Source organism: Citrobacter sp. CtB7.12 (assembly GCF_001297795.1).
Taxonomy (GTDB): domain Bacteria; phylum Pseudomonadota; class Gammaproteobacteria; order Enterobacterales; family Enterobacteriaceae; genus Citrobacter_A; species Citrobacter_A amalonaticus.
Map to the genome: position 1 here is coordinate 320,402 of NZ_LIFT01000002.1, position 14,377 is coordinate 334,778.

Below are 14,377 nucleotides of genomic sequence, written 5' to 3' on the forward strand. Positions count from 1 at the left end.
AAATACGATTTTATAACGTTTTGTTTTCATTCCGGGGAAAAGACGATTTTGCAACGGCCTATTTCTTTTTTTCCGGAATGCATACATCGTAAGGAGTATTTTCGAGGTAAATTTTGATTTATTTCACAAACACTTAGATGGTTTTTATGAGTTTAATGGTTTTAAGTTTTTTAATTATTCTTATTACAGATTGTGACGTGGTGTTAAATGACTTAATTGATTTAATGTGGTGAATCTGTAACGATTGTCTTTATTTGCTGCCTGTCTGTATAAAACAATTTCATTACATATGCTGGCGGCTTTTACCGAATTATGCCCATTAAGGAACCGTCATGTTGGTTCAAAAAAATAAAAAGCCGTTTTCTTTTTTTCGCCGACTGGCATTTCCGTTGCGCATTTTTCTGCTTATTCTCGTTTTTTCGGTGTTCATTATTGCCGCGCTGGCACAGTATTTTTCCGCGAGCTTTGAAGATTACTTGAGTACGCACGTTCGCGATATGGCGATGAACCAGGCGAAGATTATTGCCGCCAACGACAGCATCATTGCGGCGGTGAAGGATCGCGATTACAAACGGCTGGCAACCATTGCCGGAAAACTGCAGAGCGATACTGATTTTGACTATGTGGTGATCGGCGATAGTCACTCTATCCGGCTTTATCATCCTAACCCGGAGAAAATTGGCTACCCGATGCAGTTTACCAAGCCTGGCGCGCTGGAGAGGGGAGAAAGCTATTTCATTACCGGGACGGGCTCCATCGGCCTGGCAATGCGGGCGAAAACGCCAATTTTTGATGATGACGGCAACGTTATTGGCGTGGTCTCCATCGGTTATCTGGTCAGCAAAATTGACAGCTGGCGGCTGGACTTCATTCTACCGATGGCCGGCGTGTTTGTTTTGCTGCTGGTGGTACTGATGTTGCTTTCCTGGTTTTTTGCCGCTCATATTCGCCGTCAGATGATGGGGATGGAACCGAAGCAAATTGCCCGGGTAGTTCGTCAGCAGGAAGCGCTGTTCAGTTCTGTTTATGAAGGGCTGATTGCCGTGGATCCCGACGGCTATATTACGGCCATTAACCGTAGTGCGAGAAAGATGCTCGGCCTGCGTTCGCCAGGTCGACAATGGTTGGGCAAACCGATTCATGAGGTGGTTAACCCATCCGATTTCTTTACCGAACAGATTGCCGAAAGGCGTGTGGACGCGATGGTCAACTTCAATGGTCTGAGCGTTATTGCCAACCGTGAGGCGATCCGTTCAGGGGATGAGTTACTGGGCGCGATTATCAGCTTTCGCAGCAAAGATGAGATCGCCACCCTGAACGCGCAACTGACACAGATTAAGCAATATGTGGAGAGTCTGCGAACGTTGCGCCATGAGCATCTAAACTGGATGTCAACGCTCAATGGCCTGCTGCAAATGAAAGAGTACGATCGGGTCAGGGAGATGGTGCAGGGGGAATCGCAGGCGCAGCAACAGTTGATTGACAGCCTGCGCGAGGCGTTTGCCGATCGCCAGGTGGCGGGCCTGCTGTTTGGTAAGGTTCAGCGCGCGCGCGAACTGGGGCTCAAAATGACGATCGTTCCTGGCAGTCAGCTTCAGCAGTTGCCGGAAGGGCTGGACAGTACCGAATTTGCGGCGATTGTCGGAAATCTTCTCGACAACGCGTTTGACGCCAGTTTGCGTACCGAGCAGGGGAATAAGGTCGTGGAACTGTATCTGAGCGATGAAGGCGATGATGTGGTGATAGAAGTGGCCGACCAGGGATGCGGCGTCCCTGAGGCACTGCGTGAAAAAATATTCGAACAGGGTGTAAGCACCCGTTCCGATGAGCCGGGTGAGCACGGCATCGGACTGTATCTGATTGCAAGTTATGTGGGGCGCTGTGGTGGAACGATTACTCTGGAAGATAACGATCCCTGCGGCACCTTATTCTCTCTTTTTATTCCGAAAGTGAAAAAGAACAATGACGGAACCATTAACCCTATTAATCGTTGAAGATGAAATGCTGCTTGCCGAGATGCATGCAGAGTACATCCGCCATATTCCCGGTTTTAATCAGATCTGGTTAGCCGGTAATCTGGCGCAGGCGAGAATGATGATTGAACGGTTTAAACCGGGCCTCATTTTACTGGATAACTACCTTCCGGACGGGAAGGGGATCACGCTGCTGCATGAGCTGACGGCGTCGCATTATCCCGGCGGGGTGGTTTTTACCACGGCGGCCAGCGATATGGAAACGGTGGCCGACGCGGTACGCAGCGGGGCGTTTGATTATTTGATCAAACCTATCGCCTATGAGCGTCTGGGGCAGACGCTCACCCGTTACCAACAGCGCAGACGGATGCTGGCAGAAAACGACAGCGCCAGTCAGCGACAAATTGATGAGATGTTTAATGCCTATGCGCGAGGCGAGCCGAAAGATGAGCTGCCCACCGGGATTGATGCGTTAACGTTGAATGCGGTTAAAAAGCTGTTTGCTGATCCTCAGGTACAGCACACCGCCGAAACCGTCGCGCAGGCGCTGACCATCAGCCGTACGACCGCCAGACGGTACCTCGAATATTGTGCCAGTCGGCATTTAGTTATTGCGGAAATTGTGCACGGCAAGGTGGGGAGACCGCAGCGAATTTACCACGGTTAATGGCGGCGTATGGCCGGATGAGACATAGCGCGCCCTCATCCGGCAAGGGTTCTGAATCAGCCTCCCGTTACTGCGGAAGAGGTACCCGGCACCATCACTTCGGTCGCAATGATAACGATCAACAGCCCGACCATGACCGGTACGGAGGTGCGTTTTACCACTTCAAAAGGCGAGATTTTTGCCATCCCGGCTACCGCCACGACCACGCCGGAGACCGGGGAGATCGTACGGCCCAGGTTGGATGCCTGTAGCATCGGAATCGACAGATACGCCGGGTTGATACCCGATGATTGTGCCAGCTTAGGAATCATTTCCACGAAAGCGTAGAACGGCGCGTTACCGGAACCGGTGGTCATCGCTGCCAGCATGGTCAGAATCACCAGTACCAGCATCAAAATGATGCTCGCTGAGCCAAACGAAGTGGCGATGGAGATCAGGCTCTGGATGAAGCCAATCGTGCTCAGACCCTGTGCGAAAACACCCGCCGCAACTAACAGCATCACCACGTTCGCAAACGCATCGGCCATACCGCGATACGCCACTTCCAGACCTGAATACACTTTCTGGGTGTTGAAACCCCGGACGAACTCCAGCACTGCCGCAATAAGCATACAGAGTACCAGAATCGTAATGATGTGCAATTGCGGTCCCCACTTACCATCAAAAATCAGCACTCCGATAATCGGCGTAAATGGCAGAATGGCGTAGAACGCCGGTGCCGTGGTGGTGATTTCATTTACGTCCAGCATTTCGTGGGCCGCGTTCTCTTTTTTATCCAGATAACGTTGCCAGAAATAGTGGGCTATCGCCATCCCGATGATTGCCGCAATGGAGATCGGCAGTGTGGTTTTAAAGGCAAAATCGATCAGTGGCATTTCGGCTGCTTTGGCAGCCAGCACGACGTCACCGGAGGTAGGGGAAAGGATAATTGCGGCAGGCGAGGCGCAAATGGCCGCCGCGGCACCGCGGCTGATTCCTACGTTGACCATGATCGGGAAAAGCGTCGCCATCAACAATACGCCGAGTCCGGTAGCGGATGACACTGCCAGGGACATCAGACAGGCAACAAAATAGGCGGCAATCATCAACAAATAAGGTGAATTGATGTACTGCAAAGGCTTCGACGCCAGTTTCACGACCATATCGTTCGCGCCGATGTGGGTCATATAAGCGGCAAATCCGCAGAGCATCATGATCATCATGCCAAGGTCGCCACCACGGCTCATCAGCAGGATCTTGATGTATTCAACGATATCCGTCGCGGAATAACCCGTCGTGGTCTCGCTGGAAGGCAGCACTTTATGGCCCATCAGGGCGCTGATAATCAGCAGCACCAGACCGCCAACAAAGAGCACGCCGGTTGCCGAATACCCTTTAATGATGTAGCGCGCTACACCCACAATAACCACAACTCCAATAAGGAGTTCGATAAATGTCAACATTGTTTCCCCTGTCGCGTAGACACCCAGAAGTGAAATTAAGATAATACCAATAAGTTGGTGTAAAAATGTGCCGAATAAGTGTTTGCTACTTGCTGATTAAAATCAATAAACAGAACGATTAACCGTCGGTCGGCGGCTATTTTTTTCGTTGCCGTGATGAAGGTGAAATCTTTTATTTTCCAGTCTCCAGGAAAATTCCTTATTGTTTCATTTTTGTTTTGTTTATGCAGCGTTGCTGTTAATGAGTGGCGGCGAAAGAGTGCTTTCAACGTAAGAGAGTGAAAAGCATACAATATCTGACTGATAATTCAGCGATAAATAATACTACAAAAGATAGGGTTTAATTGCAGCATTCAAAATCTTAGAACAATCTGATTCAGGTCAGCATTGCCGCTGTTAAGGTTTCATTCAAGTTATTTTTGGTATAATCAAGACTGAACTTAAGAATGGTAATAAACGTTGTGAGTACAGCTAAAAAATATTTTCTCCTTTTTTCATTTCTTTTTATTCAGTTAGCGATGCTGCCGCGTGCAGTGGCAGAAGAAAAAGGGTGGTTTAATACCTTTACAGACAATGTTGCCGAAACCTGGCAGCAACCTGAGCATTATGATTTATATATTCCCGCGATAACCTGGCATGCGCGTTTTGCCTATGACAAAGAAAAAACCGATCGTTATAACGAGCGTCCGTGGGGCGGTGGTTTTGGCCAGTCGCGCTGGGATGAAAAGGGAAACTGGCACGGCCTTTATATCATGGCTTTCAAAGATTCATGGAATAAATGGGAGCCGATCGGTGGTTATGGCTGGGAGAGCACCTGGCGACCTCTGCCGGATGACAATTTCCACCTGGGGTTAGGTTTTACCGCCGGTGTGACGGCGCGTGATAACTGGAACTACATTCCTCTTCCTGTCCTGCTGCCGCTGGCTTCCATCGGTTACGGTCCGGCAACGTTTCAGATGACCTATATCCCCGGTACTTATAACAACGGTAACGTATACTTTGCGTGGATGCGTTTTCAGTTCTGAACCAATTAATGGCAATAAATTTCATATAAAACAAAGTGATATAAGCTTATATCAAAAAATAACGCGACATTTATCACTTTTTGCCAAAGTTCGACTGGACAAAGTGAACCACAATTGGTGTACTGGTACCCGACACAGCATTTGTGTCTATTTTTCATGTAAAGGTAATTTTGATGTCTAAGATTAAAGGTAACGTTAAGTGGTTTAATGAGTCCAAAGGATTCGGTTTCATTACTCCGGAAGATGGCAGCAAAGACGTGTTCGTACACTTCTCTGCAATCCAGACCAATGGTTTTAAAACTCTGGCTGAAGGTCAGCGTGTAGAGTTCGAAATCACTAACGGTGCCAAAGGCCCTTCTGCTGCAAACGTAACTGCTCTGTAAGCTTACGTCAGCAAGATTTCAAAACCCGCTTATTAGCGGGTTTTTTTTGGTCTTTAGTGCGCGCTGGAGGCGGAAAATAGCCAGAATGCTAACGCCGTCATCGCAAATGATCCCAACAGGTTGACCAACACATTCAGCATTGCCCAGCCCACCCGACCTTCCTGCAGCAAAAAGACCACTTCCGCCGAAAAGGTAGAGAAGGTTGTCAGGCCGCCACAAAAGCCGGTTGTGATCAAGACTTTCCATACTGGATCGATATTAGTCATTCGACTAAACCATGCCAGTCCCACACCAATGATGAATGCACCCAGTAAATTTGCGGTCAGGGTTCCTATCGGAATCGCCTGATGCATGGGGTTAAACCGCATACTGAGCATCCATCTCGCTACACTTCCTGTGCCACCGCCAATAAAAACCGCTAAAAGAAGTTGTAACACTGCATAATCCTGCCTTTGGTTGGTATATAAGATAAGTGTAACGCTGAATAATCATCGTTGGCGAGCCTGATAAACCTGACCGGAGGAATTATGCTAGTTGCTGCAGGGCAATTTGCCGTCAGTCCTGTGTGGGAAAAAAACGCAGAAACCTGCGTCATGCTCATGTCGCAGGCGGCGGGAAACGGCGCGTCATTGCTGGTTCTGCCTGAGGCATTACTGGCGCGAGACGATACGGATCCCGACCTGTCGGTGAAATCCGCCCAGTCTCTCGAGGGGGATTTCCTGATACAACTGTTGCGGGAAAGCGCGTCGAATACGATGACCACTATTCTCACTGTTCACGTTCCTTCGCGTCCCGGTCGTGCGGTAAACACGCTGGTGGCGCTGCGTGGGGGGAAAATTGTGGCAAGCTACGCCAAGCTACACCTCTATGATGCTTTCTCCATTCAGGAGTCCCGCAATGTTGATGCGGGTAACGTAATCGCACCGCTGCTTGACGTGGATGGACTCAGAGTGGGGCTGATGACCTGCTACGATCTGCGTTTTCCTGAACTGTCGATGGCGCTTGCGTTGCAGGGCGCTGAAGTGCTGGTGCTACCGGCGGCATGGGTCAGAGGGGCGCTGAAGGAACATCACTGGTCGACACTACTGGCTGCCCGCGCGCTCGATACCACCTGCTATATGATTGCCGCAGGGGAGTGTGGTAACAAAAATATCGGGCAGAGTCGTATTATCGATCCCCTTGGGGTGACGATTTCGGCTGCGGCAGACGTCCCGACGCTTATCATGGCGGAGATCACCGCTGAGCGAATTCGCCAGGTGCGGGCGCAATTACCGGTATTACGCAACCGCAGATTTGTGCCACCGCAATTATTATGACGTTTTTTTAAACACTGCTTGATTCACCTTGTTACAGATTGCTATTGTGTGCGCGCGTCAAATGACCGTTAATATTCTCAGGTTACTAAGGGCGCGCTACGCTGCCTGTTTTAAGTTAAGAAGGTATCTATGGGTGAGATTAGTATTACCAAATTGCTGGTGGTGGCCGCACTGGTCGTTCTGCTGTTTGGTACCAAGAAGTTACGTACACTGGGTGGAGACCTGGGCACGGCGATTAAGGGTTTCAAGAAAGCAATGAATGATGAAGATGCGGGCGCGAAAAAAGACGCAGACGGCAGCATTCAGGCTGAGAAACTCTCTCATAAAGAGTAATACCCGGAGCTAAACGCCTGTCCGTTTTACCCTGATGAGAAAAAACCCGCGATTAAGCGGGTTTTTTATAGGCGAAATGTAAGTATTTATTTCGAAATTACTTCACTTCCATCCCTTTCGCCTGCAGGTCAGCATGGTAAGACGAACGGACGAACGGTCCGCAGGCCGCATGGGTAAAGCCCATCGCCATGGCTTCTGCTTTCATCTCTTCAAATTCGTCCGGGCTGACATAGCGCTGAACGGGCAGGTGGTGACGGCTCGGCTGCAAATACTGTCCCAGCGTCAGCATAGTCACGCCGTGACGACGCAGATCGCGCATCACTTCAATGATTTCCGCATTCGTCTCACCGAGACCCACCATCAGACCGGATTTGGTCGGGATCTCCGGATGCGCTTCTTTAAAGCGTTCCAGTAATTTGAGCGACCAGTTGTAGTCAGCGCCCGGGCGAACCTGACGATAAATGCGCGGCACGTTCTCAAGGTTATGGTTGAAAACGTCCGGCGGAGTGGCGGTCAGAATCTCCAGGGCACGATCCATACGACCGCGGAAGTCGGGGACCAGCGTTTCAATCTTTATCGTAGGACTTTTCTCACGAATAGCGGTAATGCAATCGGCAAAGTGCTGAGCGCCACCGTCACGCAGGTCATCACGGTCAACTGAGGTGATAACGACATAGCGCAGGGCCATGTCGGCAATCGTTTGTGCCAGCTTAACCGGTTCGTTGGCGTCCGGCGCCACAGGGCGGCCGTGGGCCACATCACAGAACGGGCAGCGACGGGTACAAATAGCGCCGAGGATCATAAACGTGGCGGTACCGTGGTTGAAACACTCCGCCAGGTTTGGGCAAGAGGCTTCTTCACAAACAGAATGCAGGCCATTCTTACGCATTGCTGCTTTGATGCCCTGGATACGAGTGGAGTCCGCTGGAAGCTTAATTTTCATCCATTCCGGCTTGCGCAGCAGGGCTTCGCGCTCTGTTGCCACATTTTTGACCGGGATAAGGGCCATCTTATCGGCATCGCGGTATTTAACACCGCGTTCCATCACAATGGGTTTACTCATAGCGTGCGTGTTCCAGTTGCGAATAACGAGGGAAAGCGTTTTGATTCAAGGGAATGTTGTATTTATCAACTATTTTTGAATTCACTACACGCAGTATATCATTTAAACGGGCCTGAAAGCAGCCTGAGTGACCGGCAAAATGTAAAATAGTTGTTGTTTTGTGCCATTTGCCTGGCATCAGTTTTGACCGGGTCGCAACATTTCTTTTTCAGAAGGCGTCGCGGATCACTGCGATGACGTTCTCCAGTACCGGATCGCGTAAGCTCAGCTTGTTGTAGTGCAGTGAGAAGTCGATTTTCTCATGGTTCAGGGATGGATGGGGGATCCGCTGAAGCGGCCAGCAGTGGCTGAACAGCGTGAAGAAGCGCGTGGGCATAATACCCACCAGATCGCTGTGAGCAATGAGTGATGCCAGCGTGAAAATATTGTAGCTGCTAAAGCTGATTTGCCGATCGGGGAACAATTCCTGGATACGTTGGCGCAGGAGCGTGAAGCTTTGTCCTTCGATCATCAGCAGACTATGTTCAGCGTCATCGAGGGCTTCAGGGGTCAGGGTACGCGTCAGGGAAGGGTGATTCTGGCGGCAGACCAGTTCGATTTTGTCAGAAAACAGAACATGGTTCTCTACTGCGCGGTTGCTGTAGATGTGGTTATCAATAATCAAATCACTCTGAAACTGACTGAGTTGCGTTTCGGCATCATGGACGGGAATGTTACGCAGATGCAGTTGTGGATGGCTCGTTTTGATGGCGTGATAAATTGTCGGCATGACCAGCGCGCCGATAGACGGAGTGGTCCCGATAGTTATCGTCCGTTGTTTATCGTAGCTGCCGGTGAGATCCAGCGCGCCGAGAATGGATTCCAGCCCCTGGCTGATATACTCATGCAGATGGGTGGCATAAGTCGTGGGCGTCACGCCCTGGCCTTTTCGAATAAACAGGGGATCGGGAAATATTGTGCGCAGTTTCTGAATGGACTGGCTGATCGCTGAAGGAGTCAGATTGAGAACTTTCGCGGCGTTGACGATTCCTTTATGAACATAAACGGCTTCAAAAATAGTCAGCAGGTTCAGGTCTATATTTCTCAGCGTTCTGAAAATTTGCGGCTTATCTTCGGGTCGGTGTTCGTAGAAATGTCCTTTCGGCTTACTATTTTCACTCACGTTCTAACTCCAATTTAATTCACTTTATAAATAATAGTGATGCTTGTATTTGTTGTAAGCATGCGTTTTGCACCACTATTGTTCATCTCGCGGTATCGATAACCTTTTTATAGCAATGGATTGAAGGTTTAACGTTCGTATAAAGAAAAATCCTACGTCGTTTTTTATGACGGAGAAAACTCGTTAAAAATTCAAACTAAGACAAACAGAAAATATAGAAACCAGGAGACATTGTAAAGCATTTGAGCCGGAAGGGTGACAATGGCCCCCGATTTTTTGGGCCATTGCATTCAATAAGTTAAGCGGAAATATATTCGTAAGGGGGATTATTTAGCAGTGCTAAAATATTGGCTAATAATCGTGGTCGGATATTATCTGTCGTGGCCTGGCTATCCCATTGAGATATTTTTGCCATTTCCATGCCGGCATAACCGCAGGGATTAATTCGTAAGAAAGGCGAGAGATCCATATTAACGTTTAATGCCAGTCCATGGAATGAGCAACCGCGACGAATACGCAAACCGAGGGAACATATTTTCTTTTCACCGACATAAACGCCAGGGGCATCTGCACGCGGGTGAGCGTCAATATCCAGTTCAGCCAGAGTATTCACGACAGTCTGTTCCAGCAACGTGACCAATTCCCGCACGCCCAGTTTACGTCGCTTCAGGTTCAACAAAACGTACATAACCTGTTGACCTGGCCCATGGTAAGTGACCTGCCCACCGCGATCGCTTTGAATGACCGGAATATCGCCGGGCATTAAAACATGTTCCGCTTTCCCTGCCTGACCCTGGGTGAAAACCGGATAGTGCTCAACCAGCCAGATTTCATCGGGAGTCTGTTCATCGCGGGTGTTGGTAAAGTCGTGCATGGCCTGGGAGACGGGTTCGTAGGGTTGAAGACCGAGCTGGCGGACCAGTATTTTATCCTGAGACAAAACAGCATCTCCGTAGAGAAGTAATCAATGGGGGAGAGAAGTATATCACAGTGAAGAGGAGGCGAGGTGGGCGCCCGAACATGGTCGGGGCCCGAACCTGTATTACAGAACCATACGGACGATTTCGATGTTACCGAGTTCTTCGTACAGCGTTTCAACCTGCTCAATATGGGTCGCGTTGATGGTAATCGAGACCGAGTGGTAATTGCCTTTGCTGCTGGGTTTTACCGTCGGAGAGTAATCACCTGGCGCATGGCGCTGTACCACTTCAACCACCTGTTCAACCAGCTCAGGTAACGCCTGCCCCATAACTTTGTAAGTAAAAGGAGTAGGGAATTCAAGCAGTTCGTTAAGTTTGGTTTTCATGTCAGCTCCGGCGTAACGTAAATAAATAACAACTCCCGCCAGAGGGCGGGAGTTTTACTGATGCTTAGTATATGGGGATGGAAATCACACTTTCAAGTGTTCAATTTTTAACCAAACCAGTGATGGAACATTAACTTAATGTAATCAATGATTTTGCTGAAGAAGTTACCTTCCGGGATTTCCTGCAGCACGACCAGAGGGCGCTGCTCAATGGTTTTACCGTCAAGCTGGAAGTTGATGGTACCGACCACCTGATTTTTCTGCAGCGGCGCATGCAGCTCCGTGCTGTTCAGTACATAGCTGGCTTTCAGGTCTTTCATACGGCCACGCGGAATGGTCAGATACACATCTTTATCAACCCCTAAGGAGGCGCGATCGGTATCACCAAACCAGGACGGTTCAGAGGCGAATTCTTTGCCTGCTTTCAGCGGGTTAACCGTTTCGAAGAAACGGAAACCCCAGGTCAGCAGTTTTTTGCTTTCCGTTTCACGTCCTTTATAGGTACGCCCGCCCATGACCGCGGAGATCAAACGCATCTGACCTTCGGTCGCCGAGGCCACCAGGTTGTAGCCTGCTTTATCGGTATGACCAGTCTTGATGCCATCTACTTTCAGGCTGTTGTCCCACAGCAAACCGTTACGGTTCAACTGACGGATGCCGTTAAAGGTGAACTCTTTCTCTTTATAGACGGAATATTCGTTAGGAACGTCGCGGATTAGCGCTTGTCCAATCAGCGCCATATCACGAGCGGAACTGTACTGACCGTCGGCATCCAGACCGTGAACCGTCTGGAAATGGGTATTTTTCAGACCCAGCGCATTCACATAGCTGTTCATCAGACCGACAAACGCATCCTGACTGCCCGCCGCAAAGTCAGCCATCGCGACGCAGGCGTCATTACCAGACTGCAGGTTAATCCCGCGAATCAGTTGCGATACCGGAACCTGCATGCCTGGCTTCAGGAACATCAGCGATGAGCCTTTAAAGACCGGATTACCCGTGGCCCAGGCATCATTACCGATAGTGACCAGATCCGTTTCTTTAAATTTGCCCGCTTTCATTGCCTGACCGATAACGTAACTGGTCATCATTTTGGTCAGACTGGCCGGGTCGCGACGCGTATCGGCGTTTTGTTCCGCCAGCACTTTACCGGAGTTATAGTCAATGAGGATGTAAGACTCCGCGTCGATCTGCGGAACACCCGGGATCATGGTTTTGATATTCAGGTCATCGGCATGCGCGCCTGAAATAGCGGCTGTACAAAGAGCCGTGGTGAGCGCCATGCGCTGCAGGAAACGAGCGGAAAAAGTGGTCTTCATGGTCTGAACTACGACGTCCGTGATGGAATTAAAAAAAGTGCCCTACTATAGCAAATGCAATACCGGCAGGCATCTGACTTTCCGCATGACTTTGTTAACGTAGTTAACGTCATTTACAGAAATTGACACTTCAGATGCCCTTGTTACGTTACTGTGCGCCGGTAATGAAGGACTGTAATTGGGCTTCAGATTGTAAGCGCTGCTGCAGCGCACTGGCTTGTGCTTTGCTGGCAAACGGCCCGAGCTGAATACGCCACACGGCGCCGTTCTGCGTGACGCGTCCAGGTACGCCAAACTGCTGGCCTAAGCGCTGTTGATATTGTTGGGCACGCCCCTGATCGCTCACCGCGCCGACCTGGACTACGTAACTGCCGCTGGCGGAAGCGGCGGCAGGCGCAGCCGTCGCAGCAGGTGTTGCTGCCGGTGCACTGACTGGTGCGCTAACGGGAGCTGCAGCCGCGGGCTGTGGCGCTGGCGTCGGTTCACTGCCTTCCAGTACACCTGCTGCCAGAGTCGTCGGGGCACCCAGGAACCCACTACTCTGAACCGGTGCGCCGGCATTATCTTCACTTTGTAAGGTGGAATTGCTGATGGCGCGAACGTCACCCTGAGGCTGCATCGCTTCCGGTGCGGAGGAGGCGCTGCCCATGCCGCCGCTCAGATCCGGACGTGAGGGCAGGGCATAGGTCTGTTTGGCCACGGTGGTACAGGCCATACCCGGACCAGACAATGAACCATCCTGTGCGACAATAATTGGGTCGATACGCACTTTGGTGTTATTGGAGGTGTTCAGACGGTCGGCAGCGGCACGCGACAGCGAAATCACGCGATCGTTGCCATAGGGACCTCGATCGTTAATGCGCACCACGATCATCCGTCCATTGGCGAGGTTAGTGATCCGCGCATAGCTCGGGATCGGTAACGTCGGATGCGCAGCGGTGAGCTGCATAGGATCGAACGCTTCGCCTGAGGCGGTCAGATTGCTACCGGGCTCGGCATCGTAGATCGCCGCGAACCCTGCCTGACTAAAGCGCGAGACATCCTGCACTATCTTGTAGCTCTTCCCGTCTCGCTGATAATCCTGATTAGCGCTCGGGTTGAGAGGTTCAAAACGCGGATCGGCTCCGCTGATTTCAACGACGGGCCCATTACATACCGCCGGCTGCGGCGCGACGGTGTTCTGTTGCTGACCATCATCACTCGTACATGCCGCGAGCAGCATAATTCCTGCTACGACGCAGACTCCAGGCAACTGCTTACGCATTGCGCACCCCTTACACGCTTTTCGATAACATTTTTCTGTGGGTGTGGATCGACATGACAATCCCGAACCCGGCCATCAACACGATCAGTGCTGAGCCTCCGTAACTGACCAACGGAAGCGGAACGCCTACAACAGGCAGAATCCCACTCACCATACCAATATTAACGAAGACATAAACGAATAAAATCAACATTAAGCCACCGGCCATCACGCGACCAAAGGTGGTTTGTGCGTGGGCGGCGATCCACAGGCCACGCATAATCAGCAGTATATACAGCGCCAGCAGGATCAGTATCCCAATCAGACCCAGCTCTTCCGCCAGGACAGCGAAGATAAAGTCGGTGTGGCGTTCGGGTAAAAATTCCAGTTGCGACTGGGTACCGTGTAACCATCCCTTACCGCTCAGACCGCCGGAACCAATCGCAATTTTAGACTGAATGATGTGGTAACCGGCACCCAACGGGTCGGTTTCCGGGTCGAGTAACATCATCACACGCTGACGCTGATAATCGTGCATCAGGAAGAACCACAGGATCGGAATGAACGCCGCGAGCAGCAGTACAGCGACGCCAATTAAACGCCAGCTCAGACCCGAGAGGAACAGCACGAACAGGCCGGAAAGCGCGACCAGAATCGAGGTCCCGAGGTCAGGCTGTGCCGCCACCAACAGCGTCGGCATAAAAATCAGCACCAGCGCGATGGCCGTGTTCTTCAGGGACGGCGGACAGACGTCGCGGTTGATAAAGCGGGCGACCATCAGAGGAACCGCGATTTTGGCGATTTCAGAAGGCTGAAAACGTACAATGCCGAGATCCAGCCAACGCTGCGCGCCTTTGGATATTGCCCCGAATGCATCGACCGCCACCAGCAGAATAATACAGAAAATATAGAGATACGGTGCCCAACCTTCATAGACGCGCGGCGGGATCTGGGCCATGACCACCATGATCACCAGCCCCATCGTAATCTGACCGACTTTACGCTCCATCATGCCAATGTCCTGGCCGCTGGCGCTCCAGATAACCAGTGAGCTGTAAACCAACAGCGCCAGCAAAATCAGTAACATGGTGGGATCAATATGGATTTTATCCCAGAATGTTTTTTTGTTCGGATTATCCGTCATG

15 protein-coding genes are annotated in these 14,377 nt (G+C 50.7%); 6 read left to right on the forward strand and 9 right to left on the reverse strand.

Translation table 11 applies throughout. The features are described 5' to 3' along the window. Positions 1-332 precede the first annotated feature (332 nt). Both dpiB and dpiA read left to right on the forward strand, forming a co-directional pair. Positions 333-1,994 (forward strand): sensor histidine kinase DpiB, encoded by a 1,662-nt coding sequence (gene dpiB, locus AOY24_RS03040; RefSeq protein ID WP_043001436.1) that lies wholly within the window; start codon positions 333-335, stop codon positions 1,992-1,994. Next, positions 1,963-2,640 carry a two-component response regulator DpiA gene (dpiA, locus tag AOY24_RS03045; protein ID WP_043001435.1) on the forward strand — a complete coding sequence of 226 codons (678 nt, stop codon included), beginning with the start codon at positions 1,963-1,965 and terminating at the stop codon, positions 2,638-2,640. The genes dpiB and dpiA overlap by 32 nt, the downstream gene beginning before the upstream one ends. Positions 2,641-2,696: 56 nt before the next feature. Here the strand turns inward: dpiA and dcuC are convergent, their stop codons facing one another. Beyond that, a complete protein-coding gene (gene dcuC, locus AOY24_RS03050; protein WP_043001434.1) occupies positions 2,697-4,082 on the reverse strand; it encodes an anaerobic C4-dicarboxylate transporter DcuC in 1,386 nt (461 codons plus the stop codon). Between the two features lie 446 nt (positions 4,083-4,528). Here dcuC and pagP point away from each other — a divergent pair, with 446 nt between their 5' ends. Further along, positions 4,529-5,107 carry a lipid IV(A) palmitoyltransferase PagP gene (pagP, locus tag AOY24_RS03055; RefSeq protein WP_043001433.1) on the forward strand — a complete coding sequence of 193 codons (579 nt, stop codon included), beginning with the start codon at positions 4,529-4,531 and terminating at the stop codon, positions 5,105-5,107. 173 nt (positions 5,108-5,280) lie between these two features. Then, positions 5,281-5,490 (forward strand): transcription antiterminator/RNA stability regulator CspE, encoded by a 210-nt coding sequence (gene cspE, locus AOY24_RS03060; RefSeq protein ID WP_000034826.1) that lies wholly within the window; start codon positions 5,281-5,283, stop codon positions 5,488-5,490. A 53-nt stretch (positions 5,491-5,543) separates the two neighbouring features. Here cspE and crcB read toward each other — a convergent pair whose 3' ends face one another. Beyond that, the gene (gene crcB, locus AOY24_RS03065) at positions 5,544-5,927 is read right to left on the reverse strand and encodes a fluoride efflux transporter CrcB (protein WP_043001432.1); all 384 of its coding nucleotides are present in this window, start codon (positions 5,925-5,927) and stop codon (positions 5,544-5,546) included. A 90-nt stretch (positions 5,928-6,017) separates the two neighbouring features. Here crcB and AOY24_RS03070 point away from each other — a divergent pair, with 90 nt between their 5' ends. Both AOY24_RS03070 and tatE read left to right on the forward strand, forming a co-directional pair. Beyond that, positions 6,018-6,806 carry a deaminated glutathione amidase gene (locus tag AOY24_RS03070; protein WP_054176128.1) on the forward strand — a complete coding sequence of 263 codons (789 nt, stop codon included), beginning with the start codon at positions 6,018-6,020 and terminating at the stop codon, positions 6,804-6,806. A 129-nt stretch (positions 6,807-6,935) separates the two neighbouring features. After that, positions 6,936-7,139 carry a twin-arginine translocase subunit TatE gene (tatE, locus tag AOY24_RS03075; RefSeq protein WP_043001430.1) on the forward strand — a complete coding sequence of 68 codons (204 nt, stop codon included), beginning with the start codon at positions 6,936-6,938 and terminating at the stop codon, positions 7,137-7,139. Between the two features lie 97 nt (positions 7,140-7,236). Here tatE and lipA read toward each other — a convergent pair whose 3' ends face one another. From lipA to mrdB, 7 genes are all read right to left on the reverse strand, one after another. Then, positions 7,237-8,202 (reverse strand): lipoyl synthase, encoded by a 966-nt coding sequence (gene lipA, locus AOY24_RS03080; RefSeq protein ID WP_042320707.1) that lies wholly within the window; start codon positions 8,200-8,202, stop codon positions 7,237-7,239. Positions 8,203-8,410: 208 nt separating this feature from the next. Further along, positions 8,411-9,364, reverse strand: a complete 954-nt coding sequence (locus AOY24_RS03085; RefSeq protein ID WP_054176129.1) for a YbeF family transcriptional regulator — start codon at positions 9,362-9,364, stop codon at positions 8,411-8,413. Positions 9,365-9,662: 298 nt separating this feature from the next. Further along, the gene (gene lipB / locus AOY24_RS03090) at positions 9,663-10,304 is read right to left on the reverse strand and encodes a lipoyl(octanoyl) transferase LipB (protein ID WP_054176130.1); all 642 of its coding nucleotides are present in this window, start codon (positions 10,302-10,304) and stop codon (positions 9,663-9,665) included. Positions 10,305-10,406: 102 nt separating this feature from the next. Then, on the reverse strand, positions 10,407-10,670 hold the full coding sequence (gene ybeD, locus AOY24_RS03095; protein WP_042320704.1) for a DUF493 family protein YbeD: 264 nt from the start codon (positions 10,668-10,670) through the stop codon (positions 10,407-10,409). Positions 10,671-10,777: 107 nt separating this feature from the next. Then, positions 10,778-11,989 (reverse strand): D-alanyl-D-alanine carboxypeptidase DacA, encoded by a 1,212-nt coding sequence (gene dacA / locus AOY24_RS03100; RefSeq protein ID WP_043001427.1) that lies wholly within the window; start codon positions 11,987-11,989, stop codon positions 10,778-10,780. A 148-nt stretch (positions 11,990-12,137) separates the two neighbouring features. Beyond that, a complete protein-coding gene (gene rlpA, locus AOY24_RS03105) occupies positions 12,138-13,253 on the reverse strand; it encodes an endolytic peptidoglycan transglycosylase RlpA (protein ID WP_043001426.1) in 1,116 nt (371 codons plus the stop codon). A gap of 10 nt (positions 13,254-13,263) precedes the next feature. Next, on the reverse strand, positions 13,264-14,376 hold the full coding sequence (mrdB, locus tag AOY24_RS03110) for a peptidoglycan glycosyltransferase MrdB (RefSeq protein WP_043001425.1): 1,113 nt from the start codon (positions 14,374-14,376) through the stop codon (positions 13,264-13,266). Position 14,377 lies beyond the last annotated feature (1 nt).

Bases quoted from the DNA above. Each gene is read 5' to 3' on its own strand.
- dcuC (WP_043001434.1), bottom strand. From the start codon at position 4,082: ATGTTGACATTTATCGAACTCCTTATTGGAGTTGTGGTTATTGTGGGT.
- dacA (WP_043001427.1), bottom strand. From the start codon at position 11,989: ATGAAGACCACTTTTTCCGCTCGTTTCCTGCAGCGCATGGCGCTCACC.
- mrdB (WP_043001425.1), bottom strand. From the start codon at position 14,376: ATGACGGATAATCCGAACAAAAAAACATTCTGGGATAAAATCCATATT.
- AOY24_RS03070 (WP_054176128.1), top strand. From the start codon at position 6,018: ATGCTAGTTGCTGCAGGGCAATTTGCCGTCAGTCCTGTGTGGGAAAAA.
- lipA (WP_042320707.1), bottom strand. From the start codon at position 8,202: ATGAGTAAACCCATTGTGATGGAACGCGGTGTTAAATACCGCGATGCC.
- pagP (WP_043001433.1), top strand. From the start codon at position 4,529: ATGGTAATAAACGTTGTGAGTACAGCTAAAAAATATTTTCTCCTTTTT.
- tatE (WP_043001430.1), top strand. From the start codon at position 6,936: ATGGGTGAGATTAGTATTACCAAATTGCTGGTGGTGGCCGCACTGGTC.
- cspE (WP_000034826.1), top strand. From the start codon at position 5,281: ATGTCTAAGATTAAAGGTAACGTTAAGTGGTTTAATGAGTCCAAAGGA.
- dpiB (WP_043001436.1), top strand. From the start codon at position 333: ATGTTGGTTCAAAAAAATAAAAAGCCGTTTTCTTTTTTTCGCCGACTG.
- rlpA (WP_043001426.1), bottom strand. From the start codon at position 13,253: ATGCGTAAGCAGTTGCCTGGAGTCTGCGTCGTAGCAGGAATTATGCTG.
- dpiA (WP_043001435.1), top strand. From the start codon at position 1,963: ATGACGGAACCATTAACCCTATTAATCGTTGAAGATGAAATGCTGCTT.
- ybeD (WP_042320704.1), bottom strand. From the start codon at position 10,670: ATGAAAACCAAACTTAACGAACTGCTTGAATTCCCTACTCCTTTTACT.